This window comes from Caproicibacterium lactatifermentans (assembly GCF_013315815.1).
GTDB lineage: Bacteria > Bacillota > Clostridia > Oscillospirales > Acutalibacteraceae > Caproicibacterium > Caproicibacterium lactatifermentans.
In genome coordinates, this window is the sequence record NZ_CP046051.1 from 1697778 (window position 1) to 1724115 (window position 26338).

A 26338-nucleotide genomic window follows, 5' to 3' on the forward strand; every position below is an offset into this window, starting at 1 on the left:
CTTCATTATGCCTCCTCTACTTTGATGCTGATATCAGAAAGGTCCGGATGTGCGTCAAACATACTGCGTGTAAGAACGACTTCTTCCATCTCGCCAGGTGCCATGACAGGACGTTTGCGGTGAATCACACGTTCGCCGTCAAGGTAGACATTGACAAAGTGATTCTTCATAACGCTGCCTACACGGAAGCGAACGGTTTCTTTATTACCCGCATATTTCGGGTCAATCGTGCATGGAACCGTGTAGCGGGGACCGCCCGCAACGTGGATCGGAATTTCTCTGCGTCCGCTTTCGTTTCCATCTGCAGCAACATACGCAGCCGCCGCACGGCCGGCGGCACCCGCTTCTTCGCTGACATAGTCGACAAGGTCATGTACATGCAGGACATTGCCAGCCGCAAATACGCCCGGAATGGAAGTTTCAAGGCTTTCATTGACTTTAGGCCCGTTGGTAATGCGGTTCAGTTCCACACCCATTCCCCTGGAAAGCTCATTTTCGGGAATTAGGCCACAGGAAAGAAGAAGGGTATCACAATCGTAGCGCTCTTCGGTTCCCGGAATCGGCCGTCTGTTTTCATCTACTGCTGCAATGGTCAGGCCTGTCAGTCTTTCCTTGCCCTCAACGTCAATGACTGTATGGCTTAGTTTCAACGGAATATGGAAGTCATCCAGGCACTGCACAATATTGCGTTTCAGGCCGCCGGAGAACGGCATCAGCTCCGCCACGACCAAGACCTTTGCCCCTTCCAGCGTCATACGGCGTGCCATAATCAGGCCAATATCTCCGGAGCCGAGAATAACGACACGGCGTCCCGGCATATAACCTTCGATATTAACCAGCCGCTGTGCCGTACCGGCTGTGTAAATGCCCGCCGGACGAAATCCCGGAATATTCAGGGCACCGCGCGGACGTTCACGGCAGCCCATGGTCAGAATAACCGCTTTCGCCTTTATCTGAAAGAGGCCGTCGGTACGATTCATTGCCGTAACAACCTTATCTTTGGAAATATCCATAACCATGGTATTCAGCTTGTACGGAATTTTTCTTTCTTTCACTTGGTCGATAAAGCGCTGTGCATATTCCGGTCCGGTCAATTCTTCTTTAAATGTATGAAGGCCAAAGCCGTTATGAATACACTGGTTAAGAATACCACCCAGACGGTTGTCCCTTTCCAGAATCAAAATGTTTTCCGCACCGGCATCGTGGGCAGACACGGCCGCCGCCAATCCGGCCGGACCGCCGCCAATAATGATAATATCATAATTTTCCATATTCTTTTCCCCCTATGCCCTGTCTTTTGTATTGCCGACAATTAGTTTGGAGGCGCCGCCGTTTTTCGTGATTTCATTCTGTCCAACGCCCAGTTCACGGGCAAGAATTTCAATCACACGCGGTGTACAGAAACCTGCCTGACAGCGTCCCATGCCTGCACGGGTACGGAATTTAACACCATCAATGCTTTTTGCTCCAAGCGGACGGTGAATGGCATCCAGTATCTGCCCTTCTGTAACACTTTCACAGCGGCAGACAATCTGACCGTAAGCTGGATCTTTTTGAATGAGCTCTGCCCGCTCCTGAAGGGAAAGCGTTTTCGGGTCTATAATACCTTTGCGAACTCCATTGAACTTCGGGTTCGGCTGCAGGTGCATTTTGTCCCGCAGAAGGTCCGCTACGGTCATGCCAATAGCTGGTGAGGAAGAAAGCCCCGGTGACTCAATGCCCGCACAGTCAATGAAATGTGGTGCGTCCTCTGCCTCGCCGATAATAAACTCGTGGTGGTCCTCGTGTGCACGCAGTCCGGCAAAGCTGGTAATGGTCTGACGGAGCGGAATGTTTTGAATGGCAATGTCTGCCTTGGCCGTCACTTCATCCAGTCCAGCAAGGGTTGTGTTCGTTCCTTCTTTATCTTCAATGTCAACTGCGGTTGGTCCAACGATTGTATTTCCGTGGACAGTGGGCGCAACCAAAACACCTTTTCCGTATTTTCCGGGAAGCTGAAACACAGTATGCTTTACAAAACCGTCCGTCGCATGGTCAAGAATAAAATAATCTCCGCGGCGGGGTGTAATGTGAATTTTTTTCGCGGATACCATGTTGTGAAAAACATCGGCGTAAAGTCCTGCTGCATTGACAACATAGTTTGTGTCCAGCGCACCCTGATTTGTCTGTACTGTCCAGTGGTCGCCGTTTCTGACGACCGCCGTCACTTCTGTATTAAACTTGAAGTCCACACCATTTGTATTTGCATTTTCAGCGAGCGCAATCGTAAGGGTGAACGGACACACAATACCGGCGGTCGGTGCCCACAAGGCCGCCACCGCGTCATCGCTTACATTTGGTTCCAGTTCCCGCATACGCTCTTTCCCTACGATTTCCAAACCTTTAACGCCGTTTTTAATGCCGTTCTCATACAGCTCTTTTAAATACAGCATATCGTCTTCATGCATACAAACCACAAGACTGCCATTCTGCTGAAACGGAAAATCCAGTTCTTTTGCCAGTGCGGGCATCATCTGGCTTCCCTTTACATTCATTTTCGCCATCAGGCTGCCGTGTGCAGCGTCATAGCCAGCATGAACAATGGCACTGTTGGCCTTTGAGGTCCCACAGCAGACATCATCCGCCCGCTCTACCACACACACTTTTGCCTGGTATCTGGAAAGATACCGCGCAACGGAACATCCTGTGACACCGGCTCCAATAATGATAATATCATACATGGTGCTGTCACTCCTTTTTATTGTTTTTCTGTATTTTTTGATAAAAAACGGGCAGTTCTGTTCCCTTGTCCCAAAACGCATTCGTCTGGGACGGCCAGAACTACCCGATTCTCTACTCTCTACGGGAACTTATAAAATTGATGTATCTTATGGAGCGAGCGTTACGGTAGCTGCCCACGGAATCAGTTTATAAACACCAACAGCTGCAAGTGCACCGAGGATTGGCCCAAGAATCGGAACAATCAGTCCATATTTCCAATTGCTGCTGCCCTTGCCCTTAATCGGCAGAATTGCATGTGCAATCCGGGGACCAAGGTCACGAGCCGGGTTAATCGCATATCCGGTCAGCCCGCCAAGGCTCATGCCGATGGAAACGATGATGGCGTTAACGAGGATTTTGCCAACGCCTGCATTCAGCTGCGGAACCTGTCCCAAACCAAGGATGATAAAGACAAGGACAAAGGTACCGACAAATTCTGAGAAGATATTGCGCGGAATGTCTTCAATCGCAGGGGCGGTCGAGAACACGCCGAGCTTTGTGGCCGGGCTGTCCGTCGCATCAAACTGGTCCTTGAAGAGCAGATATACAATGATGCCGCCAAGCAAAGCACCAGCAATCTGCGCAATGATATATCCCAGCACAAGGTCCCAGCGGAAAGTTCCGTTGACCGCCAGTGCAAGCGTCAGGGCCGGGTTAAAGCTGGCTCCTGATGCAGCGCCGAAACAAATACCCGGCAGCATAACGGCAAGGCCCCAGCCAAGCGTTATTTGAATAGAACCGGCTCCCTTCATTCCTGACTTATTCAGAGTAACGTTTGCAACAACGCCGTCGCCCAGAATAATCAGGATACACGTACCAACAAATTCACTTATGTATGCTAACATGGTTCCTGTTCCTCCTTACTTTTCTCTGCTCCCTTGAATTATTCATCCTTTGCCCAGCCGAACGAGTACTTCACAGCTTTGTTCCAGCCTTTAATCATGGCTGCGCGTTTGTCGTCCGTAATTTCCGGCTGGAAGGTGCGGTCGATTGCCCAGTTATTCTGGATATCCTTTGTGCTGCCCCAATACTTTACAGCAAGTCCTGCCAGATAAGCAGCACCCATTGCGGTCGTTTCAATACAGGTAGGCCGCATAACCGGTGCGTTGATAATGTCAGCCTGTGTCTGCATCAGGTAGTTGTTGGCGCAGGCGCCGCCGTCCACTTTCAGGCTGGTAAGGTCAATTCCGGAATCAGCACGCATGGCCTGCAGTACATCGTTTACCTGATAGCAAAGGCTGTCCAATGTAGCGCGGATAATATGATATTTATTGCAGCCTCTGGTCAGCCCGACGATAGTGCCGCGCGCGTATTGGTCCCAATGCGGTGCACCAAGTCCTGTAAAGGCCGGCACCACATAGCACCCGTTTGTATCTTTGACGCGTGTTGCCATATATTCGGAATCCGGTGAAGTATCAATTATTTTCAGCTGGTCTCGCAGCCACTGAATCGCCGCGCCCGCGACAAAGATGGAACCCTCCAGTGCATAGTTTACTTTTCCGTCCAGCCCCCATGCCACGGTGGTTACCAGACCGTTTTTGGAAAACACCGGTTTTTCGCCTGTGTTCATCAGCATAAAGCAGCCTGTGCCGTATGTATTTTTCGCTTCGCCCGGCTCGAAACAGGTCTGCCCGAACAAAGCTGCCTGCTGGTCACCGGCAACACCGGTAATCGGAATAGCTGCACCGAGGAACTGCGGGTCCGAATAGCCAAAGAGTCCGCTGGACGGCATCGGTGTTGGCAGCATACTTCCCGGAATATCCAGCTCCTCAAGAATATCCTTGTCCCACTGCAGGGTATTGATATTGAAAAGCATTGTGCGAGAGGCGTTGGAATAGTCGGTTGCATGAATTTTTCTGCCCGAAAGCTTCCACATTAGCCAGCTGTCGACGGTGCCAAAATACAGGTCACCTTTTTCCGCGCGCTCGCGTACACCTGGCACATTTTCCAAAATCCAGTGAAGTTTTGTTGCGGAGAAGTAGGCATCAATGACCAGTCCCGTTTTGGCACGGAAAGCTTCTGTCAATCCTTTTGCCTTCAAAGAATCCGCATACTCGCTGGTACGGCGGCACTGCCACACAATGGCATGATAGACCGGCTCACCCGTGTTCTTGTCCCAGACGATGGTTGTTTCACGCTGGTTTGCAATCCCGATTGCTGCAATGTCAGAAGCAGTTGCACCAATCTTCTGCATTGCCTCAACGGCAACGCTGAGCTGTGTCGCCCAAATCTCGTCTGCGTCATGTTCCACCCAGCCCGGTTTCGGAAAATACTGCGTGAATTCCTTCTGTGCTACACTGCATATCTCTCCCTTTTCATTAAAAAGAATGCAGCGGTTGGACGTCGTCCCAGCATCCAAAGCCATGATATACTTTCCCATTTTACAACATCCTCCTTTTATTACATCTGTCCTGATGACAGCTGTATGCTTTTTTCTGTTCCTCTTTGTGGCGGGGAACTCAGTATGTTGGGCAGCCCACAATGGCATGCTCAATTTATCTATATTTTTATAAAACATCTTGTATTTTATAGGCATTTTCATCTCGAAAGGTCCGGTGAAAGCTCCGCCCTGTTACAGCGGAGCAATAATGGCAGCTACTGTTATGCCGTGGTTGTGCAGTACGGGAAACATACAATGGGATTTTGTTCAAACATTCTGCGGCCCTGCAGGATACTGCAGAGGATATGAATTCTTTCTCGGCCGGTTTTGTAGTCAAACGTTTTACGGTCTATCAGCGAATCCATCAAATTGTTAATGGCTGCCCGTGCAAAAAACTCAAGTGCAAACCTGTCATTGTCTGAAAGTTCTTCCACCCGCTGCAGTTTGTCCGGGTACAGCGTCAGCAGTTTATCTGAAAAAACGGGAAGCCATTTCTGCATAGTCAGCGTCCGGCCGACCTCCACCAGCGTTTTTCTGTAAAACACACGATTGCTGTCGATAAGAACCATCATATGATACAGCCATATTTCACAGTCCGCGTTTTCGGGACCTGACAGCGGCGCAATCAAGTTTGTGTTTATTTCCCAATCCAGCACATCATAAATGTCCTGAAAATGATAATAAAAGCTTTGGCGCTTCATGTTGGCCCGGTCCATTATGTTCTGAACCGTAATTTTGTTGAGTGGCCTTTCCTTCATTAGGTCCCGAAGCGTTTCTACAATCCGCTCTTTTGTCATACAGCGCATAATCCGGCACTTCCTTTTCCCAATCCGGCTTACATATCCCACACTTTTTCGTTTGTCGCTGAAATGGCCATCGCGCCGGCCTGCAGGGCATTGATAACGTCCTGCTTTTTCCGAATCAAACCGCCGGTAAGCAGCGGCACGTTGGTCATGCAGCGAATATCCCGAATGATGTCCGGCATGACGCCCGGCAGAATTTCCAAAAAATCAGGACGGATATCCGACACATTTCTCGTTTCCGCAAGGGCCATAGAATCAATGACAAAAATACGAAAGACCGTGTACATGTGCAGTTCCTTTGCCCGCTGAATTAAGTTTTTGCGGGTCGAAATAATGCCGTCCGCTTTGGTATTCCTATGAATATAGTCAACCGCTATTTCTTTGGCGGAAAGGCCTCCAATCAGGTCCACATGCACCATCGCAATTTTTCTGGCAGACACGATTTTGTCAACAATTCGGGGAATATTGCAGATGTCTCCATATAAAATAAAGACAACCTTTATTTCTTCGTGCTTAAGGCATTCCTCCAGTCCCTCGTTGTTTTTGACTGCCGCTATGACCGGATTCTGTCGAACGGCATCATAGAATTTTTGTTCCATCCGTGACCTCCAGATGTATTTTATCGAAAAAAGAAGAGTATAGAAAAGCACCGCCATATTTCAGGCAGAAATTTTCCATACTCTATTTCTCAGGGTAATTCTTATTGAATTGTCTGCTGTGGATTTCTTTTGTTCCTTGTATAACGTCCACCAGCATTTCTTTTCAGTTCATATTATAGTCATTGTATAAAATAATGTCAAGATTTATTTTAAATTTTCATACAGTTTTTAATTTTTGCCTTTTGTACACCTTCTATCTCTTTTTCAGCATGCCGGTTAGTTCCTAAATCGTCACGCCGTCAATAGCCGCCCTCTCGCTTATTTTCCGCCCGGAACGCCGTGGAAAAAGGCCGCCCATATCCGTTATTTTTCACAATAAAATTTGACATATCGCATATAATGTCAAAACATTTAACAATATGTTCTTGATTTTTCACCCATTTACGATATAATGCAAAGGTAACAGCTATATGCGAAAAAACAAAAGGAGGATTTATCCATGAGCAAGAAAAAAGAACTCGGCCTGCACAACATGAATGGCGCAACTTCAGATGATGACAAAAGATGCGGCCTAAACGATATGAATTGTCTGGGAAAAGACAATGCCGACGAGTGCAGCTTGAACGACATGAACTGTCTGGGAAAAGACGATGACACGTCCTGCAGCCTCAGCAATATGAACTGTGACGAGGATACTGAAGAGGATAAAGAGTCCGCCGCAAAAAAAGCAAAAACCAAACAAACAAAATAATATGATGAGGTCCAGCGTCTGCGATTTTTTATGATAAAGTGAGGGCTTGTCCATGAAAAAGTTCATCAATGACGTGAACAATGTAGAAGAAGAAATGATTGAGGGTATGGTCAAAGCTTATCCTCAGTATCTCAAAAGAGTAGAAGGCACAAACGTGCTTGTCCGTGCAGAAAAAAAGACCAATAAAGTTGCCCTTATCTCGGGCGGCGGCAGCGGCCATGAACCGGCGCACGCAGGCTACGTTGGGCGCGGAATGCTAGACGCGGCTGTCCCTGGTCCGGTATTCACTTCCCCTACCCCCGACCAAATTTTGGCCGGCATTCATGAAGTTGCAACAGAGCAGGGCGTTCTGATGGTTGTTAAAAACTACACCGGCGACGTCATGAATTTTGAGATGGCGGAAGAAATGGCCCAAAGTGAGGGCATTTCTGTAAAGCATGTGGTCACCAATGATGACGTGGCCGTTAAGAACTCCTCGTTTACCGTGGGGCGCCGCGGCGTGGCGGGTACGGTATTCGTACACAAAATTGCCGGTGCAAAGGCGGAGGCAGGCGGCTCCCTCGATGAAGTGCAGACGATTGCCCAAAAGGTTATCGACAACGTCCGCACCATGGGTGTTGCCATCAATCCGTGCACAGTGCCTGCTTCCGGCAAGCCGGGCTTTACTCTCGATGAAAACGAAATGGAAGTTGGTATTGGAATTCATGGGGAACCCGGCACACACCGTGAAGGAATCAAACCTGCGAACGAGATTGTGGACATCGTGCTGGATAAAATTCTGGCTGATATCGACTACTCTGGCACAGACGTGGCTGTCATGGTCAATGGTTCCGGTGGAACGCCACTTATGGAACTGTTCGTTCTCAACAATCATGTGCAGGACGTCCTGCAAAAGAAGGGCATTCATGTATACCGGGCTTTTGTCGGGAACTATATGACCTCTATTGAAATGCAGGGATTCTCGCTTTCTCTCTTGCGTCTGGATGATGAAATGAAGAAACTGCTGGACGCTCCGGCAGACACCCCTTCGTTTAAAGTGCTTGGGTAGAGGCTTACGTAAATACGGAAAGGAACTGGCAATGACAGATTCAAAAACAGTCTTAAAAGTTATCAGTGCTGTCAGCACAAAAATAAAAGAAAAAGAAGATTACCTGACAGAACTGGACAAGCCCATCGGTGACAGTGACCACGGCATTAATATGGCACGCGGGTTCACAGCCGTCGACGCCAAGCTGCCCTTGCTGGAGGACAAAGATATTGGAACAATCTTGAAAACAGTGGGCATGACACTGGTTTCAACTGTCGGCGGGGCCTCTGGTCCCCTTTACGGCACCGCATTCATGCGCGCCGGTATGGCTGTTGGCAGCAAAACGGAAATCAGTACGGATGATTTTTTAAATCTCATGGACGCTGCAGCAGCCGGTGTCAAACAGCGCGGCCATGCAGAACCGGAAGATGCCACGATGCTGGACGCCATAATTCCCGCACTGGATGCCATGAAAAAAGCTGCCGAAGCGGGAAAAACGCCTAAAGAAATGCTCACGCTCGGCACAGCAGCAGCCAAAAAAGGCGCTGCACACACTGCCGGCCTAGTTGCAAAAAAGGGACGCGCCAGCTACCTGGGGGAGCGCGGCATTGGTCACATAGACCCCGGTGCAGCCTCCTTTGCCCTGATGGTGGAAGCAGCAACAGAAACGATTGTGTAAGGAGGACTCCCGATTGATAGGAATTGTAATTGTATCCCACAGCAGCAATCTGGCAAAAAGTGTAATAGAGCTTGCTTCTATGATGGCACCGGACGCCAAAATGGCGCCGGCCGGCGGTTTGGAAAACGGTGCACTGGGCACCAGTTTTGAAAAAATTCAGCATGCAATCGAATCAGTTTACTCGGACGATGGCGTTCTTGTCCTGGTGGATATGGGAAGCGCCGTTATGACAACACAAATGGTGCTTGAAATGATGCCGGACAAAAAGGTTGAAATGGCTGACTGTCCGCTGGTAGAAGGCGCCGTGCTCGCCGCAATGGACGCTGTCGGCAATATGCCCATGGAAGAAATTCAAAAAGACCTTACCTCAGTCAGAACCGCAAAAAAGTTCTAATTTTTGCGTTCTTCTTAAAAACAACACACCTAACAAACGCCCCTCACAGGCGCCAAACGGTCGGCCCCAGCAAGCGACTTTCTTTGGCCCTGCGAGGGGCGTTGCTGTGCGGCAAAGTTTCATATGTGAGCAGCAGTTTCCTACAGCATTCTGCATAGACCTTTCTGTCTGCTTTTGTAGACAATCTTCCCGTTTTGTGCTATGATGATGTATGCTTCATGTATGATTTTTATATGGAAATGTATCCCGTTAAAGGAGGCCGTCCTCCCTATGGACAGTTCTTATCAGATTATTACCGACGCAACCTGCGACCTGCCTGTCGACTTGGTCAAGAAGCTGGGGTTGGCCGTTATTCCCATGCCTTTTATGATGGACGGCAAAGAATATTACCAGTATTCGGATAACCATGATTTTCCCTCGCATGACTTCTACGATGCCCTGCGCGCCGGAAAATGGGTGACTACTTCACAGATTACCGCAGCCGATTATGTGGACGCGTTTCGCCCCTATCTGGAAGCGGGAAAGGATATTTTATACATTGCTTTTTCCAGCGGTCTGTCCGGCACGTGGCAGCGCGCCTATGAGGCAATGGAGGCGCTACGCAAAGAGTACCCCCAGCGCTGTATAGAAGGTGTGGACAGCCTAACCGCCACACTGGGAGAAGGTTTGCTGGTATATCTTGCCTGCTGCAAACAGCAGCAGGAGAACTTGAGCCTGCATGAACTGAAAGCATGGACAGAGGTGTACCGTTTCTGTGTTTCCGGATGGTTCATGGTAGATGATTTGAACCATTTGAAACGCGGCGGGCGCGTAAATGCCGCTGCGGCACTGGTCGGCTCTATGCTCGGCATTAAACCGATTCTGCAAATCAACCAGGAAGGCAAACTGATTGTTCGGGAAAAAGCCCGCGGCCGCCGCAATGCCATTTTGAACCTGCTGAACAAAATGGAAACTCGCTTTACAAAAGACACTTCTCTGCAAACCGTTTTCATCGTTCATGCGGACTGTGCGGCAGATGCAAAGGCAGTTGAAAAAGAAGTACATGCCCGCTTTAAGCCGTCTCATATTTTTGTCAATTCACTGGGACCTGTCATCGGCGCACATACCGGCCCTGATGCCATGGCGATTTTTTACATGGCAAAAGACCGCGAATAAAACAAAAAAGTCCCGCAGGCATGTGTATGAATTGACCCCAAAAAGTTAGACAATATTTTAAATCAAGCAACCGAAAGGGCTTGTTGCCTATGTAAAGCGGGCGGCAAACCCTTAAGTTTTGCTTTGATACGGCGGTTGTTGTAGTAATCCAGATAGTTTACGAGTTCGTCCTTGAACTGGTCGATTGAGTCGAATTCCTGCAAATACAGCAGTTCACTTTTAAGCAAGCCAAAGAAATTTTCCATTACAGCGTTATCAAGGCAGTTCCCTTTGCGGCTCATGCTTTGTTGAATTCCTTTCTCGGCAAGCACTTTTCGATACCGCTTGTGTTGGTACTGCCAGCCTTGATCGGAGTGGAGAATAAGTTGTGTACCATCGGGAATTTTCTCAAATGCTTTGTCCAGCATTTCCGTTACCATCGACAAAACCGGCCTGTCCGAAATGGTGTAGCTGACAATATCCCTGCTGCACAAATCCAGAATCGGTGACAAATACACTTTCTGCCCGAACAGGCTAAATTCGGTCACATCGGTTACCCATTTCTGATTTGGTGTCGTTGCTTCAAAGTCCCGTTTCAGCAGATTTGGAGCAATTTTACCCACCTCACCCTTGTAAGAACGATATTTCTTTATTCTCACTCGGCATACGAGTCCAAGCTGCTTCATTAACCTCTGGACGGTTTTGTGATTGATGCAGTATCCTCTACTGTGCAGAACATCTGTGATACGGCGATAACCATAGCGCCCCTTGTTTTCATGGTAGATTTCAGTGATCTGTTCTTTGATTTCGCTGTATTTATCCGGTTGCATTCTACGCTTGGCATAGTAGTAATAGGTTGATCGCGGCAAACCGGATACTTCAATTAGTAGTGAAATCTTGTGTTTATGCCTTAGTTCCCAGATCACTTGCGCCTTTTGTCGCGGCGTTCCTCTTCCAAAACCAAGGCATTCAATTTTTTTAAGTAATCTACCTCTGCACGCAACCGTTGGTTTTCTGCAATCAAATCTTCTTCTACCTTTTTGTTCAGCTTTGGGTTGCGTTCTTTCTGAGTGCCGCTTGCAGCACTGGCTCGACCACGGCGTTCCACATATAGCCCTTCTGGTCCTTCTTCCAGATAAATTCGTTCCCATTGAGCAACGCTTTTATGGTCAGACACGTGAAACTGCCGCGCTGCTTCACTGTAACTGAGTTTCTCTGTTTGCATAGCTTCTACAACCTGCTGTTTGAATTCTCCTGTGTATCGTTTCTTTGCTTTACCTTTTGGCATAAAAACACCCCATTTGTTTTCAGTATATCATACTGTCTAACAAATGGGGTGCAGTTCATGTAAGATGTCTGCGGGACTTTTTTATACTGTTTTTTTAACCGGCATTGTCTGTATCTCCGCTGTCATCCGTGGAGCCAGAATTACTTTCCGGCGAGACCGCGGCGTCTTTGGAAAACATTTTCGTCAGCGTCTTGCTGTCGGCTATTCCGGTTGTATCCAGATTGTTGTACAGCTGAAAATCCTGTACGCTCTGTACGGTACCGTCACCATAAAGGCCAGTCGGGTTGACAAACAAATAGCCAAGTTCCTTCAGCCGGTTCTGCATGGCCTTGACATTGTCGCCTTGGTCACCTGACTGCAGTGTCGTTCCAGCGGGAATTGTACTGTTGGGAATGACCGAATCACTGGAAGCGGAGGAAGCGGCACCGTCCGCGGCTGAGTTTGTTTTCAGCAGAGACGGATAAGCAATACCAGCCATATATGTAACCGCTGTAATCATGTTCTCACCCTCTGTTTTCATCAGCAGCGGGTCCATCTCATAGACTTTTCCACTTTGTACTGCCTGCAGATCCTTGTAGCCTTCTGTTTTGCTCAGCGTGCTTTTCAGGCCTTTCGGGCAGAAAATCAAACTGGGATTCACGGTTTTCAGCGCGGTAATATCCATCTTGCTGTTTTTGCTTCCGCCGGCCACGTTGGTAATTCCGGCAGCCGTTAGCAGTGAACCGGCCATTGTATCTCCTGTTGCCGCACCGCCGGCCGCATCATACAAATAAACACCGGTCGTCACGGTCTTAGATTTTGGCACCAGCCGTGTAACCGAATCAATGGTCATCAAGGCACTCTGCGCTGCCTTTTTGCCGCACTGGGCACCGGTTTCAGCGCCCTTCATCGCAGTACCGACAGTTGTGTATAATGTCTGCAGTTTAGCTCGGCTCTGTACCGCCGGAATCGCGATGACCTGTACACCGGCATTATCCAGCGCACTCTGCTGTGCCTCTGTCGGCTTGGCATCCGTCAGGACCAAAGAAACGCCTTTGCTTTTGATTGTCTGTACATCATTCACTGTGACATTGGTCAGTGTAGCGAGGGCCTGCTGGGTGCAGTCCTTGCTTTTCGCCTTCAGTTTTACATCATAGCCTAGGGATAAAACGACATCCGCAAGGTTCGGCGAAACGACCGCTACCCCTGTCGGTTCACTCTTCAGCGTAACCCCATTTACAGTGGCGGGCCAATCTTTTACGCTGGACTCCTGTGAAGTGACCGTGGCCGGTGAAAGGCTGCAGCCCGCAAAAGCCGTCAGCGTCAGGGCCGCACAAAGCAGCGCGCCTGTTATTCGTTTAAACATCTTGCATTACTCTCCTTCCAAAAAGAAAGCACGGCATACGGAAAAATCACAAATCCTGCAGAGACTCTCCCAGATTCACTTTTGCCTCTGCGGCGCGCAGATACTGCTGTGCCACACGGGGGGAACGTCCGCCATGGACCGTGGCCCAGCGTTCGGCACCCGCCTCCAGCTGCTCCATGCAGCTATCCAGCCCGCGCTGATGGGCAAGCTTGTCCACAATTTCCAGAAAACGTGCTTTGTCCGGATTGGTAAAATTGATGGTCAGACCGAAACGGTCTGCAAGGGACAGCGACTCCTGCACTGTATCGTTGCGGTGAACGTCATCGCCTTCCCTTTCTGAAAAGCTCTCTCTCAGCAGATGGCGGCGGTTAGAAGTCGCATAAATCAGGGAATTGGACGGATTGGCCGCCAGACCGCCCTGCAAAACAGATTTCAGCGCCGCATAGGTGCCGTCCTGCCGGGAAAAAGAAAGGTCATCGATGAAAATGATGAAATGCATGGGTACTGTGGCAATCTGGTCCACCAAATACGGAAAATCCATCAGGTATTCTTTGGGCATTTCAATGACACGCAGGCCGTCTTTATAAAATGTATTTAGCAGTGCCTTCACTGTGGAGGATTTTCCGGTGCCGCGGTCGCCATATAGCAGGCAGTTGTTTGCCGGCAGGTTTTTCAAAAAGGCCACTGTGTTTTCAATGGCCATGCCCCGCTGTACCTCATACCCTTTCAGGTCTTCCATACGCTGCGGGTCCGGATGCGCGACCGGCAGAATTTTTTTGTCCCGCCAGATAAACGCGCGGTAACGGGCGTAAATACCGCACCCATTCCGGCGATAATATTCCGCCATACGCGGAAGATATTCGCTCGGTGTACCGGAAAGCAGTTTCACCGGTTCGCCGCATTTCCAGCGCGGCAGCGGCGGCAGGTCTGCAAAGCCGCAGCTGCCAAGCAGGTCATCCGGCGTCATCTGGGACAGGCGCAGGATAATCTGCAGGTCACGCTGTACCGCAGCTATCATAGAGGGGGCGAAGCTGGTCTTGCCTGCAGCCGCATCCAAAGAAAAGCCGTTTTCATCATATAGTGCGGTACTGGTCAGATGTTCGGCAAAATGTTCGCTGCTTTCCCGTTCGCACAGGGCTGCAAAGAAGTCGCCCCATGCACGCAGAAAAGTTTCCCGGTCATCTGCCCACAGCAGACGATAAAGAGCTGATGGTACGGTACGATTTAGGATACTGCGGTATATGGAAAGGGAAGCCATTGCCTCTGCAGCACGTTTCATTAAATTCATTCTTTGTCTCCCACAACATTCTCATTTTTATCATTGTACCTAAATCATTTCCCGTCGTCAAGCACTCGACGTGTTTTTCCACTTGACATTCTGTTCCTTTTTCTATAAAATGTACAGGTATAGAAAATAAGGAGACGTATCGAAGTGGTCATAACGGGACTGACTCGAAATCAGTTGGACCTCCGGGTCCCGTGGGTTCGAATCCCACCGTCTCCGCCAAATCAAAAATCGCTGTCTGCTCTTTGAGTAGACAGCGATTTTTCTATGTATAATAGAATATTTTCCATTGCATCAGCAGATTGCACTTTGCTTTTATAGGCTAAGTGCACATAAATGCCCGCCGTGGTAGAAAAAATGTTGTGTTCCAGCCATTCCTGAATGGCTTTCATCGGAACGCCCGCGTCCAGCAAAAGGCTCTCGCAACTGCGCCATTCTGTATGTCGTAAGAAGCGGATGCTCCCCGCTGATTTTCCAAAAAAGCAAATTATTTGTATTTCCTTGCTAACTCATTACTGTTTCCGGCTAACAATACCAACTAATTCGTCAAATTGAATTAGTTGGTATTTGGCTAATGAGGATACCCGGGCATCGCCCAGGCCGGCAGCATCAAAACCACCACGAACTGCCGCGTCAATTCCTGCTTCCGCGTCTTCCACCACAAGGCAGGTACTTGGAACAAGTCCCAACCGTTGCGCCGCAAGCAGAAAAACCTCCGGATCCGGTTTTGAGTGTTGAATTTCATTGCCGTCCACAACAGCGTCAAAGTAATAACCGAGGCCAATTCGTTCCAATATGTACTTGGCGTTTTTACTGGATGAACCGATTGCAAGTTTACAGCCAATTTTCCGTAGGACATCCAGCGTGTTCTTTACATCCGCAGAAAGGTCAACAGGTGACATCTGCATCAGTAACTGACGGTAATATTCATTCTTTTCCTTTGCAAATTCGTATTTCTCAGCATCGGTATAAACGTTTTTACTGTTTTCCAGTATAATATCCAGACTTTCCATGCGGCTTATTCCGCGCAGACGGTTATTGATCTGTTTGTCAAAATAAATGCCCAGATGATCCGCAAGCTTTTTCCAAGCTAAATAGTGATAAGCGTCCGTATGGCAAATGACACCGTCCAAATCAAAAATAATACCCTGATACTGTTTCAAGCTTACCCCACCATTTCTGAGATTGCCGATTACAGGTCTGTACCACATTAGCAATCTAATAAATTTTATATTCGAATCGGATGCAGCCCGCAATGCATATGCCAAGAGCTGTTAATCAATCATCCGAACGGTAAATGGGCAAATGCTGCGCCCGGATTTCTTCCAGCCTGATGCGTTCCATGTAAGCGTGAAATCATTGCCAAGGTCGTCATGAAAGCGAAGGGTACCCGTTTCACCCGCAAGGAGAAAATTTAGATTGTGATAAGAATCCACTCCATTCCCAACGCTGCTTCCTAACTTCTGTGAATCATCCAGATTTAACGCGATGCCATGTCCTGCGCGTAAATATACTGGCAACGAGTGCGTGGGACAAATAGCATTGACTGTTTGTCCCCCTAATTTTTTTTCATTCGTAAACAAGTTATACCATACACCGTTCGGCAGATATACAGAGCGGCATTGTGCGTTTTCTTCCAATAGAGGTGCCACTAAAAGACTTTCTCCAAGAAGAAATTCATCTTCGATTCCCGATGCTGCCTGTTCGTCGGGAAAAACATAGGCCAGCGGACGAATCATCGGGCGGTTCTGCTGTACACAGTCAAGTGCCGTGCTGAATAGGTATGGCAGCAGATTCATCCGCAAGTTATGCCAAAACCGCATTTCATCTATAAAATCCGGTGATTTGTATACAACTGCCAAGTTCCATGGACTGCGCTCATTATTTCCAGATGCCGACGGCATCAGTTCCCGGAACTGTCCGCCGTCCGGTTCGGAATGCCACTGCATCACCGGGCAGAAACAGGCGAGCTGTGTAGCACGGCGGTAAAGATCAAGTGTGGGCATCGGTCCCGAAAAGCCTGCAATGTCAAAACCCCAAAATGGGACTCCCGTCATGGCCGCAGATAGCCCTGCGCGCAAAACACTTTTCAGTTCATTGTTTTCGCTTTGCTGGTCGCCTGCCCAAAGTATGGGCGTGGTATGCTGCCCCGTATATCCGGCACGACTAAATAGCACATGATTTTCTCCAAGGAATTCTGTATATGCAGTTGTATAGCTTTGGGAATACCGGTTTTTCATTTGTGCACCGGTGGACCCATCTTTGAAATGCAGATCTGTGCGGTATATAAATTCGCCGCCATCTGTTTTAAATCCATCCACGCCGATATCAAGCAGATACTGGCGCTTTGAAAACCAGACGCGCCTTGTCTCAGAATTTGTAAAGTCGGGAATCATGGAACCCGAGAACCAGTGGCCTTTGGGAATCTCATAAGGCAGTCCCCTGTCTGTCTGTACACATAACCGATCTTCCACTGCAAAGGCACGGTCGTTCTCGTTTTGCGCATTGATCGGTTCATCCAATCCCTGTTTTTTATAGACCGGAATTTGCCATAGGACAAGATGAAACCCGCTGTTATGAAGATTCTCAATCATGCTGCGGGGATTGGACCATGGACTGTCAGAAAAATCAAAATCAAAATAATCGAGCGCTTCGCTTCCATGGACAGGAGTATATTTTGCGCCATTAAAAATATAAAAAGTGGCTTCATCGCTCCAAGCTTCCAGCACCAGCGTGGTGGCGGGAAAATGATAACGGTTTAGTTTTGAAATCTGTTCTTCCACTTTTTCCTGCGTATCCCAGTGATTGGCGGAAATCCAAGGCCCAAAAGCCCATTTCGGCGGTAATTTGGCCGGACCGAAAAGAGACATATACTCTGAAATTATAGTTTCCGGCGTACCATCGAAAAGTACGACAACAGCATCAATAGGCATGGAAATAACAATTTTCTCACCAAAATCGAATATTGTTTTACAATTTGTTTCGACATACAGGCCAAACCCTGTGTTCGTCAAGAAAAACGGAGCAGAACAGTATGTTTTATCTTCTTGGTGGCAGAACTGCTCTTCTACACAGTTAGCCACATAGTGTCCTTTTTGATTGAAAGAGTTGTATTTTTCCCCCATTCCGTAGGCGGCATCATAGGGAAGAGAAACGATTAGAATGCCCACGTCGTTTTCTGTACCCCACTGGAGCTGAGCTCTGTGGCCACAAAATGAAAAATCCAGAAAGGTCTTTTCTTTAGAAAATGTGATTCTTTTCATTACAGGTTTTCCAGGTCAGCCTTTTACACCGCCGACCGTCAATCCTTCCTTAAAGTATTTTTGCGCGCAGATATACACAATCAGAATCGGAATAATTGAAACAAGGCTTCCTGCCATCATCAGATTATACTGATTACTGTACTGACCCTGCATGGAATTTAAAATAAGAGGAAGTGTATAATTTGCACGGTCGGTGAGAAGGACCAGAGGCAGTAAATAATCATTCCATAAATCCATAAACGACAGAATTGTAAGTGTGGCCAGGGTACCGGAACACAAAGGAAGAATTACTTGGAAAAATACGCGCCACATACTGGCACCGTCAATCGTTGCCGCTTCGATATAAGCATCGTTGATAGTCAACATCTTTTGACGCAACATGAAAATCGCAAATGCGTTAAATAGCTGTAAAAATATAAACGCATTGAGATTATTCAACAGATTCAGTTTATTCATTACAATAAACAACGGAATAAACGTAGTTTGCGCAGGAATCATCAAGGCGGTAATATACAGGCCAAAAATCACTCCTCTTCCATGAAATTTGATTTTTGTCAGAGCAAAAGCCGCCATAGCTGCGCACAGCACACGAAATACAGTGCCAAATATCGCGATATAAAAGCTGTTCTTAATTGAAGCCCCGAAATTCGGAATAGTAAATAATTTACGGTATGCATCAAGTGTGGGGTTTTGAGGGATCCATTCCACTGGTAAAAGCATCAGATCCCCTCTGCTTTTTAAAGAAGTCACGATCATCCAGAAAAATGGAATGCATACCACAACAGCAACCAATAACGCACATACATAGTACAATAATTTAAAGGCTATCCGTTTTTTTCTTATTAAATCAGTCATCATAGTTCACCCACTTACTCTGCAATTTCATTTGTACGAAAGTCAAGGCCATAATGATAATAAACAAAATCCAACTTAGGGCGGATGCAGTACCCATCTCGTAATATGTAAAACCATGTTTATAAATGCGTTCTACCATAACCATTGTAGAACCACCTGGTCCTCCGTCCGGTGTCATGATCATCACCTGGGGGAAAATCTGAAAAGAATTAATCAAGCTAATGATAAGCACAAAGAAAATTGTCGGCGTTAAAAGCGGCAGTGTAATTTTGAAGAAACGCTGAACATTATTGGCGCCATCAATAGCCGCCGCTTCATAGTACTCACGATTGATTCCCTGTAAACCGGACAGCAACATTAAACCAAAATAGCCCATATCTTTCCACACGGAAGCCAATACAATTGCTGGCATCGCCCATTGTGGGCTTTGTAACCATTGAGGCCCTTGTATGCCAATCGCCGATAATATGGAATTTAAAATTCCGTATTGAGGGTTCAATACCCATTTCCAGATTAAAGAGCCTGCTACCCACGAAGTAATCACGGGGATATAATAAACCACACGGAAAATGCCTACCCCATGCGCCTTACTGTTCAAAATACCGGCGACACAGAGCGATACGATAAGCATGAGCGGAATATAAAGTACCACAAACTTTAGAGTGTTTGACAACACCTGATAAAACTCAGCGTTACTGAAAATTTCCTGATAATTTTGCAAACCAACGAAATGTTGTTTCATGAAACCCTGAAAATCACTTGCTAAGGTCAACTGGCTTAGACCGTCCCAGTTTGTCATACTGATAAACAAAGTGGCGATTATCGGTAAAATGCTGAAAATCAAAAATCCTACGAGGCTGGGAAGCAGGAACGGCAGTGCCACGCGAAATCCTGATGTATGCGAATGTTTCATATCAATTCCTCCCAATTCTTTTGTATTATGTAGTACTTTCCTCATTGCACTGAACTTCCCGAAGCAAATTGTGATCCTGCCTAAGATCAGCTTCATACTGCTTACCACGATAAAAGAAGCGGAAATGCATGCTTTCCCAGTTTGGCGGCAAGTGCGGCTTCAATTCGGGAACCCCGTTTCGAAAAGATAAACCGCCAAATCCAATGACCGCTGCCTGCCAGGTTTCTCCAAGACAGGCAAGATGCAATCCCTCTGTTCCTGTATTCCCCATTACATTACGAAGGTCCAGAAAAGCGGCTTTCCCGAAGTAAGACTGTGCTGCGTCCATAAGACCGTTCTGCGCCGCAAACAGCGCATGCGAGGCAAAGCTCAGGGTAGAGTCATGTAGGCACAGCGGTTCAAAGTCTTTCCATGCAGCCAGTTTTTCCTTAGATGTGAACATGTTTGGCAGGCGGCTCATCAACAGCAACACATCCGCCTGCTTGATGACCCGATATCGTTGTAGGCGATCAAAGCAAACACATTTGTAACTGGCTGCATCCCCCTGTTTTAAATTGGAAAGCTGAATTGGCTCCAGCAGATGGAAGGTGTCGTCCTGCCGCCAATGTCCTGAAACTGGGTCTTTGGGTAACTTGATGGAATGTTCCAGCTTGTTCCAACATTCCACTTCTTCTGCCGTGATTCCAAGGCGAAGATAGACAGGCCTGTCATGTTGGTACAGATAGTCCGCTGCATCCTTAGCAAGTTTCAAATTTTCTTTTACCAGCACATTGGTATACAGATTGTTGCTGGTGATGCCGCAGTACTCGTCTGGCCCTTTGCAGAACAGTAAGTTGACTTTTCCGGTTCCGGGTTCCGGCGTATAGCGGCTCTGCCAGAATCGCGCCGTCTCAATATAAACCTCTGCCGCTTCATGTATGTAAAATTCCTCATCGCCTGTCGTCTGCACATATTGGTTGAGCGCATGCACGACATCCGCTGTCACATGAAGTTCCGAAGCGCCAATATCCCAACTTTCGCATTGTTCGCTTCCATCATAAGCAGCCATCCAAGGATAACGTGCCCCGAGGCAGTTCATCTCTTGAGCGTGCTTTTTTGCCTGCGGCAACGCATCCGTGCGGTACTGCATTAGATTTCGAGCCGCTTCCGGAGCCGTATAAAGGTAGAACGGCATCATAAACATATCAGTGTCCCAAAAATAGCATCCTTTGTACCGGGTATGGGTCAGGCCGCGGGCACCGATATTTACCGAAGAGTCTTTTGCTGAATTGTTGGCAATCAACTCAAAGATCACATAACGCAGGGCGGCATCAGCCTGCCTGTCGCCCTCGACTTCAATGTTTGCTGATTGCCAACGCTGCGACCACGCCGATTCACTCTCCCACAAAAGCGTATCAAAATTCCAATCTGAGCCCACTTTATGTATGCGAGGGTCTTTGTCACGACTGGTAGATAGAAATACACACTGCTCTATCACAAAAGGTACTTTTGCGGATACCGAGCCGGCAAAAACGAATCCTGTGCCTTTGTCATTTTCAAAAGTACTGCGGCACTGTAGATTTTCCATATGATACGTCATGTTTTCGCTGATTTTAATTTTGGTACCTTTGGTAAGCAAATGCAGCGAAAAGCCATTATCAGAAAATTCTTTTTGTCTTACTTCAGTTAACTGTACGGTTTGCGTGTTTTCCTGCGTCTGATCATCTGGAATTGGAAGGTTGCAGCAATTGGTATGAACTCCGCTGAAAAGTTCCAAATCCATTTTTTCACAGGGCGTCAATGTGACCCTTTGTACCAGCAATCCTGTATTGGATAGCGAAAAAAAACGTTCTTCGCGGACCTGAAGAGATTTTCCGGCACAATGGAGAACGTATTCCGCCGTAAACAGTCCATTGTGTAAATCGAGTGTGCGATAGACATGCACATCATCCTCGCATATTGTGTGGCCATCTATGTTTACCCATGCGTAAAGCGGAGTGGGCAAATTCACAAAATCAGTAATTCCTGATTTCAATTCACCAAATATTCCGGCAATAAACAACCCTGTTTTCTCAGGCCGCGCATGAGGCTCAAAGGTAAGATGGCCGCGCGCACCCATTCGGCCGTTTCCAGTAAAAAAAACGCTTTCCAGAAAATCATCGGTCCAGCCTTTGCTTTCCGCTGATATACTCCATTTGTCAAGTTTCACATCATTCCTCATAGACCTGATCCAATCCTTCCTTACTTTCCTTCATCGCATGGCATAAAAATCCCGCGCATGTTGCAAACGCTGCGCCAGTAGTGCATTCCCCGGTATTCTCATCCACACTCTCGCAAGCAATCAAATCGTCCATTTTGACATCGTGCAAAAATTTCGCACAGTGTGCTGCACGCCCACACAGAAGACTGTTCGCGACGCTGAGAATCCACGGGTGTGGTGCGTGAGGACATCCGATTTCCGCAAACCGGCTTTCAGAAAAGCTATACTGATATCGGGGAGAGCGTATCATGTTGACGGTATTCTGATATACTTCATCGTCTACCGTACAGAATCCGATATACGGAAGGAGCTGTAAACTGCCGGGCGGTTCATCATAGATGTCATAATTACCGTTTAAATCTACCGACCACGCATAAAAGCGTTTTCCGTTTTCCTCTTTGACACAGTACATCTCAATTGCCGATTTGATTTTCTGGGCAGTTTGTTCCAGTTCTCTATAATCGGGATACAAGTGTGCCAACGCGCGCATTCCTTTCCATACCAAAACATTGTCATATGTGAGATATGGATAGACATGTTCGTCATCCGTAGGCTGCAGAAACGTATTGTACAAAGCTACTGCTGCATGCCGGTGCTTTTTCAGACAATCCAGAATTCTACTGACTCCATCTCTTACATCAGGTTTTTTCAATATGCTCCTGTCACCTGTCGAGTCCACATACCGTTCGAGCGCAAGCACCGGCGCCATCAGCTCATCGAGTTCAAAACCTGGCTCCAGCACAGTGCCGTCTATGTATCGTGAATGAATCCCAAAATTTCTTTGCTGGCGGCCAAAAACATATAACAGCATGTCATATGCCAGGTTATGGTCGGCATCCAAAACTGCGGGAAAACTCCATAATAGGCTGTCGCGATCCCAATAGGCCGCACTTACGTAATAGCGTGGGCTACGGCTAGTAACAAGCACCAATTCTTCCGTATCTAACGTAATGCCTGTAGAAAAGAAAATGCAAAAAAACAAGTTTGTATTGTATAGTCTGGTAAGTTTTTCGTCTTTAAACTTCAATGCGCGTTCATCAAGCCACTTTAGAGTCCGGCTTAATTCGTAATCATAGCCCTGCCGCAACATTTCTTTCGCGCTGGTTACAGCGGCCACTTCCTCAAAACCAATTCCCCAATACACTGTCAACGAACAATTTTGCCCCGTCGCCAATGATTCCGATCGAGCCAAACGGTAATCGACCATATCTTTAGTTGTTTCAAAGGTTGATTTGCACTCTTGATCTGCCATAGGCGCAAAGGCAAACATTGGTGTACCACAGCGCATATCAAATACAATGCCATGATTCCACTTGCTTTGATAACAATGTTTTTCTCCGCTAAGCATTTTGTCCTCATTAACGCAGTGCCAGCTTGACGCCCAGCGCCCGCATAAACCATAAGTAAAATTTACTGGTTTTGATGAGCGATTGGTAATTTCAAGCTTCACTAAAAACCCGCGTTCTTCTACGGGCGTGAGAATAATTCCGCGCAAAGTCAGCTCCTCTGTCTGGAAAGAAAAACAGGGAATCCAATTTCCCAACCGGTTCCACACAAGGGATTTAAATGGAATTTGCGTATCGCCTATCTGTAAAAAAGGATGGATAAGCGGCTCATTTTCATCCCCTCGAATATCAATCAATCCTTTGTATCCCATGTGTAAAAAGGTCAAATCCTGTATTCCAGCTGTTGTTTCCTGAATCTGTGGCAGGGAAACCACTTGATTCCCAACTGGCATATTCCTTGCATGTATCAAATATAATCCTCCTTTAATTGTTTAATCGTTTCAATAGATTTCAAGTAAAATATATCTCAAAAATCATAATATGTCAATAGTTTTTATTGTATATGAATATTTTTGTACTAAATTACTTGACTTTATCTATAGCAGCCGCTATTATAGAGCTGTTGAATGTTTAACCGATTAAATGAGGCGAATGAATATGAAAAACAAAGTTACAATTAAAGAAGTGGCCCAAAAAGCAGGGGTCTCTCCTGCCACGGTATCCTATGTACTTAACAAGAAAAAATCTATTTCCGAGAACACCAAACAACGTGTTTGGAATACAGTCTCGGAACTTGACTACGTGCCCGATTTATCCGCTCGCAGCTTGATTGCCGGTAATTCGAAACTGATTGGTGTAGTAGTGCCACAGACGGAAAAAGGCAACCGTCTGATGTTTGAAAATAATTTTTACAGTGAAATTGTAAGCAGTATCGAGTACCGTGCGCGATTGCGGGGCTACCATGTTTTGATTTCAGCGTCAGATACCAATGAAAATTATTTGACACTTGCCAAAGAACGCAACCTCGATGGTATCATCGTTATTGGAATATATCCCAACAGTTTTTATCAGGAAATGAAAGAGTCCCAAATTCCAATTGTGTTGGTGGATAGTTACTGCAATGACCATTACTACCATAGTATCCGCATTGACGATGCCTATGGCAGTTACCTCGCCACAAAATATATGATTGACCATGGCCACCGCAATATTGCATTCTTTTGCGGTGAGATAAAAGAAAACGGTGTTATGAAACAGCGCTTGCAGGGTTATCGTGAGGCAATGGAAGAGCAAGGGCTTACCTTTAACACAAAAAATGTATTTGAAGGAAAAATTGATTATGAAGATGGTATTAAACTTGCGGAAGCATTATGTAAATCGGATATAAAAGCCACAGCTGTGGTAACGACAGCTGACATTCTCGCAATCAGTGCCATGAAAGCCTTTTATAAACATGGGATTCATGTACCCGACGATATTTCTATTATAGGTTTCGATGATCTGCAAATTACAAAGTATTTGACGCCCGGATTAACCACCGTGCATCAAGATATATCCCGTAAGGGTGAGCGGGCCATGGATTTACTGTTCAACAGTATTCAAAATCCAAAACTTACAAAGCAAGAGGAAATCATGCCCGTGAACATCATAGAACGTGGCTCCGTAAAGGATTTGAACGATTCTGCGGAAAAGGAGGTGATATAAAAAAGGTCGCACGCTGGCAAAGCATGTGCAACCTTTGTAAAAGGGTAAACAATGACTGCTGCCCTTTTCATTTATATTGTTGTAATTGTTGTAAATGAAAAGCGCCCAAAAATTAGCATAAATCAGATTGGGAGGAATTACCTTGAAAAAACGACTATCCATTGTTAGCCTTGTTTTGGCCTCGATGCTTACTATCAGTGCCTGCTCTACCGCACCCGCCTCAAGTACGGCATCTAACAGCGCAGATTCCGCATCCACCAAACCAGTCGTCATTACCTTTGACCAATTTTCTGGATCTGGTGACAATGAAAAGTATCTGCAAAAAATGATTGACGCCTACAAAAAGAAACATCCGAATGTTACCATTCGGATGCAGTCTTATGGTTATAACGATTATTTCACTCAACTGACAACCAAGGTCGCAGGTGGCCAAGCTGCGGATGTGTTTGAGCTAAACTATGAAAATTTTGTTTCCTACGCTAAAAAAGGCGCTCTTATGCCGCTGAACGATATCATTAAGTCACAGGGTATTGACACCTCCATATATAATCAGACAGCTCTGAAATCTTTCAATACCGATGGAAAGCAATATGGCGTCCCGGACAGCTTTTCCACCGCGTTGCTGATTTATAATAAGGATTTGTTTGACAAAGCAAAAATCGCCTATCCAACCGATGATTGGAAATGGGAAGATGCCATGAATGCCGCCAAAAAAATACGCGCACTTGGAAAAGATATTTATGGTTATTATCATCCACTTTCCTACAACGAATTTTACAAAGTTTCCAAGCAAAATGGCGGGAGTCTGATCAGCGCTGACGGAAAATCTTTCACAATGGATACCCCGACTAATGTGGAAGCTTTGCAGTATATGGTAGATATGCAGAACAAAAGTAACGTAATGCCTACTCCTACACAACTTGAGCGCGTATCTAACGCTGATTGGGATCTGTTCAAATCCGGACGTCTCGGTATGATTGTTACCGGTTGTTGGGCTTTCCCGGATTTCGCACATGACTGCAAATTTAAATGGGATGTTACCGTAGAACCAGGCCATAAACAAAAAGCCACACACTTTTTCTCTAACGGTTATGTTATCAATAAAAACAGCAAAGTGGCTGATGAGGCAGCAAAATTTATTGCCTTTATTTCATCAAACAAAGAGGCTACTCAGATACGTCTGGATGCAGGTTGGGAATTGCCACCCGTCAATGATAAATCCATCATTGCACAATACACAGCCAAAACACCTCCGGCAAATCGTCAGGCTGTTTTTAAAAGCCTTGATTATTCTGTAGCTCCTCCAGTTATTTCGCAGTATGCTGAACTTCAGGATATTGTCGGAAAACATTTAAATGCCGCCGCAGCGGGTACCGTAACACCAGCACAGGCACTGAAAGATATGCAGGCCGAGTGCCAGAATATGATTCATTTGTCTAAATAAGCTTCCGTCCACTTTTCAGAATAAAATGATAGCGCATTCCACCACTTGAATCTGCTGTTATATTTCTTTAATCAGAAAAAGTTAAAGCGAATCCTTCAGCACATTCTCGAAAATTTTCATAGCGTATTCTTCCGGTGTCAAATTATCCAGAGAATTGTAAGGCCGAAGGTCGTTATATTCATTTCGCCA

The 26338-nt window shown here is 46.7% G+C and carries 24 protein-coding genes and 1 tRNA gene; 8 read left to right on the forward strand and 17 right to left on the reverse strand.

Translation table 11 applies throughout. The features are described 5' to 3' along the window. Positions 1-5: 5 nt before the first annotated feature. The 6 genes from GJQ69_RS08325 to GJQ69_RS08350 form a co-directional block, all read right to left on the reverse strand. The gene (locus tag GJQ69_RS08325; protein WP_086035194.1) at positions 6-1271 is read right to left on the reverse strand and encodes an NAD(P)/FAD-dependent oxidoreductase; all 1266 of its coding nucleotides are present in this window, start codon (positions 1269-1271) and stop codon (positions 6-8) included. 12 nt (positions 1272-1283) lie between these two features. Further along, positions 1284-2801, reverse strand: coding sequence for an NAD(P)/FAD-dependent oxidoreductase (locus GJQ69_RS08330; RefSeq protein ID WP_157658891.1), 1518 nt, complete (start codon positions 2799-2801; stop codon positions 1284-1286). Positions 2802-2867: 66 nt separating this feature from the next. After that, complete coding sequence (locus tag GJQ69_RS08335) at positions 2868-3605, reverse strand: MIP/aquaporin family protein (RefSeq protein WP_086035192.1); 738 nt, start codon at positions 3603-3605, stop codon at positions 2868-2870. A gap of 38 nt (positions 3606-3643) precedes the next feature. Then, positions 3644-5140, reverse strand: a complete 1497-nt coding sequence (gene glpK / locus GJQ69_RS08340; protein ID WP_174193485.1) for a glycerol kinase GlpK — start codon at positions 5138-5140, stop codon at positions 3644-3646. Positions 5141-5361: 221 nt separating this feature from the next. Then, a complete protein-coding gene (locus GJQ69_RS08345) occupies positions 5362-5946 on the reverse strand; it encodes a TetR family transcriptional regulator (protein WP_086035190.1) in 585 nt (194 codons plus the stop codon). Between the two features lie 29 nt (positions 5947-5975). Further along, entirely contained in the window at positions 5976-6542 is a 567-nt protein-coding gene (locus GJQ69_RS08350; protein ID WP_174193487.1) for a glycerol-3-phosphate responsive antiterminator, read from the reverse strand. Positions 6543-7041: 499 nt separating this feature from the next. Between GJQ69_RS08350 and GJQ69_RS08355 the strand changes: the two genes are divergently transcribed. The 5 genes from GJQ69_RS08355 to GJQ69_RS08375 all read left to right on the forward strand — a co-directional run bounded on the left by GJQ69_RS08355 (position 7042) and on the right by GJQ69_RS08375 (position 10548). Further along, a complete protein-coding gene (locus tag GJQ69_RS08355) occupies positions 7042-7293 on the forward strand; it encodes a hypothetical protein (protein ID WP_086035188.1) in 252 nt (83 codons plus the stop codon). A 52-nt stretch (positions 7294-7345) separates the two neighbouring features. Beyond that, positions 7346-8341, forward strand: a complete 996-nt coding sequence (gene dhaK / locus GJQ69_RS08360) for a dihydroxyacetone kinase subunit DhaK (RefSeq protein ID WP_174193489.1) — start codon at positions 7346-7348, stop codon at positions 8339-8341. A 31-nt stretch (positions 8342-8372) separates the two neighbouring features. Continuing rightward, a complete protein-coding gene (gene dhaL / locus GJQ69_RS08365; RefSeq protein WP_086035186.1) occupies positions 8373-8999 on the forward strand; it encodes a dihydroxyacetone kinase subunit DhaL in 627 nt (208 codons plus the stop codon). Between the two features lie 13 nt (positions 9000-9012). Continuing rightward, positions 9013-9393, forward strand: coding sequence for a dihydroxyacetone kinase phosphoryl donor subunit DhaM (gene dhaM / locus GJQ69_RS08370; RefSeq protein ID WP_086035185.1), 381 nt, complete (start codon positions 9013-9015; stop codon positions 9391-9393). Positions 9394-9663: 270 nt separating this feature from the next. Further along, on the forward strand, positions 9664-10548 hold the full coding sequence (locus tag GJQ69_RS08375; RefSeq protein ID WP_157658890.1) for a DegV family protein: 885 nt from the start codon (positions 9664-9666) through the stop codon (positions 10546-10548). Between the two features lie 62 nt (positions 10549-10610). On the opposite strand, the gene GJQ69_RS08380 is transcribed toward GJQ69_RS08375, so the two are convergent. From GJQ69_RS08380 to GJQ69_RS08395, 4 genes are all read right to left on the reverse strand, one after another. Beyond that, complete coding sequence (locus GJQ69_RS08380; protein ID WP_236849757.1) at positions 10611-11501, reverse strand: IS3 family transposase; 891 nt, start codon at positions 11499-11501, stop codon at positions 10611-10613. Continuing rightward, a complete protein-coding gene (locus tag GJQ69_RS08385) occupies positions 11450-11815 on the reverse strand; it encodes a helix-turn-helix domain-containing protein (protein WP_086035182.1) in 366 nt (121 codons plus the stop codon). Before GJQ69_RS08385 ends, GJQ69_RS08380 begins: the two co-directional genes overlap by 52 nt. A gap of 94 nt (positions 11816-11909) precedes the next feature. Next, positions 11910-13160, reverse strand: a complete 1251-nt coding sequence (locus tag GJQ69_RS08390) for a peptidoglycan-binding protein (protein ID WP_086035181.1) — start codon at positions 13158-13160, stop codon at positions 11910-11912. Positions 13161-13206: 46 nt separating this feature from the next. After that, a complete protein-coding gene (locus GJQ69_RS08395) occupies positions 13207-14448 on the reverse strand; it encodes an ATP-binding protein (protein ID WP_236849676.1) in 1242 nt (413 codons plus the stop codon). 130 nt (positions 14449-14578) lie between these two features. Here GJQ69_RS08395 and GJQ69_RS08400 point away from each other — a divergent pair. Further along, positions 14579-14667 (forward strand) — tRNA-Ser (locus GJQ69_RS08400). 2 nt (positions 14668-14669) lie between these two features. Here the strand turns inward: GJQ69_RS08400 and GJQ69_RS09815 are convergent. From GJQ69_RS09815 to GJQ69_RS08435, 7 genes are all read right to left on the reverse strand, one after another. Next, positions 14670-14837 (reverse strand): hypothetical protein, encoded by a 168-nt coding sequence (locus GJQ69_RS09815; protein ID WP_236849677.1) that lies wholly within the window; start codon positions 14835-14837, stop codon positions 14670-14672. Positions 14838-14957: 120 nt separating this feature from the next. Then, complete coding sequence (gene pgmB / locus GJQ69_RS08410) at positions 14958-15608, reverse strand: beta-phosphoglucomutase (RefSeq protein WP_236849678.1); 651 nt, start codon at positions 15606-15608, stop codon at positions 14958-14960. Between the two features lie 111 nt (positions 15609-15719). Continuing rightward, entirely contained in the window at positions 15720-17708 is a 1989-nt protein-coding gene (locus tag GJQ69_RS08415; protein WP_174193491.1) for a glycoside hydrolase family 31 protein, read from the reverse strand. 15 nt (positions 17709-17723) lie between these two features. Further along, a complete protein-coding gene (locus GJQ69_RS08420; RefSeq protein WP_236849679.1) occupies positions 17724-18566 on the reverse strand; it encodes a carbohydrate ABC transporter permease in 843 nt (280 codons plus the stop codon). Then, a complete protein-coding gene (locus GJQ69_RS08425; RefSeq protein WP_086035177.1) occupies positions 18556-19476 on the reverse strand; it encodes a carbohydrate ABC transporter permease in 921 nt (306 codons plus the stop codon). Before GJQ69_RS08425 ends, GJQ69_RS08420 begins: the two co-directional genes overlap by 11 nt. 25 nt (positions 19477-19501) lie before the next feature. Further along, positions 19502-21664: a glycosyl hydrolase family 65 domain-containing protein gene (locus tag GJQ69_RS08430; RefSeq protein WP_236849680.1), complete on the reverse strand. Its 2163-nt coding sequence runs from the start codon at positions 21662-21664 to the stop codon at positions 19502-19504. A gap of 1 nt (position 21665) precedes the next feature. Continuing rightward, positions 21666-23471: a glycoside hydrolase family 125 protein gene (locus tag GJQ69_RS08435; RefSeq protein WP_236849681.1), complete on the reverse strand. Its 1806-nt coding sequence runs from the start codon at positions 23469-23471 to the stop codon at positions 21666-21668. A 187-nt stretch (positions 23472-23658) separates the two neighbouring features. Here GJQ69_RS08435 and GJQ69_RS08440 point away from each other — a divergent pair, with 187 nt between their 5' ends. Further along, on the forward strand, positions 23659-24705 hold the full coding sequence (locus GJQ69_RS08440; RefSeq protein WP_174193494.1) for a LacI family DNA-binding transcriptional regulator: 1047 nt from the start codon (positions 23659-23661) through the stop codon (positions 24703-24705). A 142-nt stretch (positions 24706-24847) separates the two neighbouring features. Continuing rightward, positions 24848-26149: an ABC transporter substrate-binding protein gene (locus tag GJQ69_RS08445; RefSeq protein ID WP_174193496.1), complete on the forward strand. Its 1302-nt coding sequence runs from the start codon at positions 24848-24850 to the stop codon at positions 26147-26149. The last annotated feature ends 189 nt before the right edge of the window (positions 26150-26338 follow it).

What these genes read in the sequence shown, in the direction of transcription:
- GJQ69_RS08325 (WP_086035194.1), bottom strand. Translation starts at nt 1,271, where the DNA reads ATGGAAAATTATGATATTATCATTATTGGCGGCGGTCCGGCCGGATTG.
- GJQ69_RS08330 (WP_157658891.1), bottom strand. Translation starts at nt 2,801, where the DNA reads ATGCGTTTTGGGACAAGGGAACAGAACTGCCCGTTTTTTATCAAAAAA.
- GJQ69_RS08335 (WP_086035192.1), bottom strand. Translation starts at nt 3,605, where the DNA reads ATGTTAGCATACATAAGTGAATTTGTTGGTACGTGTATCCTGATTATT.
- glpK (WP_174193485.1), bottom strand. Translation starts at nt 5,140, where the DNA reads ATGGGAAAGTATATCATGGCTTTGGATGCTGGGACGACGTCCAACCGC.
- GJQ69_RS08345 (WP_086035190.1), bottom strand. Translation starts at nt 5,946, where the DNA reads ATGCGCTGTATGACAAAAGAGCGGATTGTAGAAACGCTTCGGGACCTA.
- GJQ69_RS08350 (WP_174193487.1), bottom strand. Translation starts at nt 6,542, where the DNA reads ATGGAACAAAAATTCTATGATGCCGTTCGACAGAATCCGGTCATAGCG.
- GJQ69_RS08355 (WP_086035188.1), top strand. Translation starts at nt 7,042, where the DNA reads ATGAGCAAGAAAAAAGAACTCGGCCTGCACAACATGAATGGCGCAACT.
- dhaK (WP_174193489.1), top strand. Translation starts at nt 7,346, where the DNA reads ATGAAAAAGTTCATCAATGACGTGAACAATGTAGAAGAAGAAATGATT.
- dhaL (WP_086035186.1), top strand. Translation starts at nt 8,373, where the DNA reads ATGACAGATTCAAAAACAGTCTTAAAAGTTATCAGTGCTGTCAGCACA.
- GJQ69_RS08375 (WP_157658890.1), top strand. Translation starts at nt 9,664, where the DNA reads ATGGACAGTTCTTATCAGATTATTACCGACGCAACCTGCGACCTGCCT.
- GJQ69_RS08385 (WP_086035182.1), bottom strand. Translation starts at nt 11,815, where the DNA reads ATGCCAAAAGGTAAAGCAAAGAAACGATACACAGGAGAATTCAAACAG.
- GJQ69_RS08390 (WP_086035181.1), bottom strand. Translation starts at nt 13,160, where the DNA reads ATGTTTAAACGAATAACAGGCGCGCTGCTTTGTGCGGCCCTGACGCTG.
- GJQ69_RS08395 (WP_236849676.1), bottom strand. Translation starts at nt 14,448, where the DNA reads ATGAATTTAATGAAACGTGCTGCAGAGGCAATGGCTTCCCTTTCCATA.
- GJQ69_RS09815 (WP_236849677.1), bottom strand. Translation starts at nt 14,837, where the DNA reads ATGAAAGCCATTCAGGAATGGCTGGAACACAACATTTTTTCTACCACG.
- GJQ69_RS08415 (WP_174193491.1), bottom strand. Translation starts at nt 17,708, where the DNA reads ATGAAAAGAATCACATTTTCTAAAGAAAAGACCTTTCTGGATTTTTCA.
- GJQ69_RS08420 (WP_236849679.1), bottom strand. Translation starts at nt 18,566, where the DNA reads ATGATGACTGATTTAATAAGAAAAAAACGGATAGCCTTTAAATTATTG.
- GJQ69_RS08425 (WP_086035177.1), bottom strand. Translation starts at nt 19,476, where the DNA reads ATGAAACATTCGCATACATCAGGATTTCGCGTGGCACTGCCGTTCCTG.
- GJQ69_RS08440 (WP_174193494.1), top strand. Translation starts at nt 23,659, where the DNA reads ATGAAAAACAAAGTTACAATTAAAGAAGTGGCCCAAAAAGCAGGGGTC.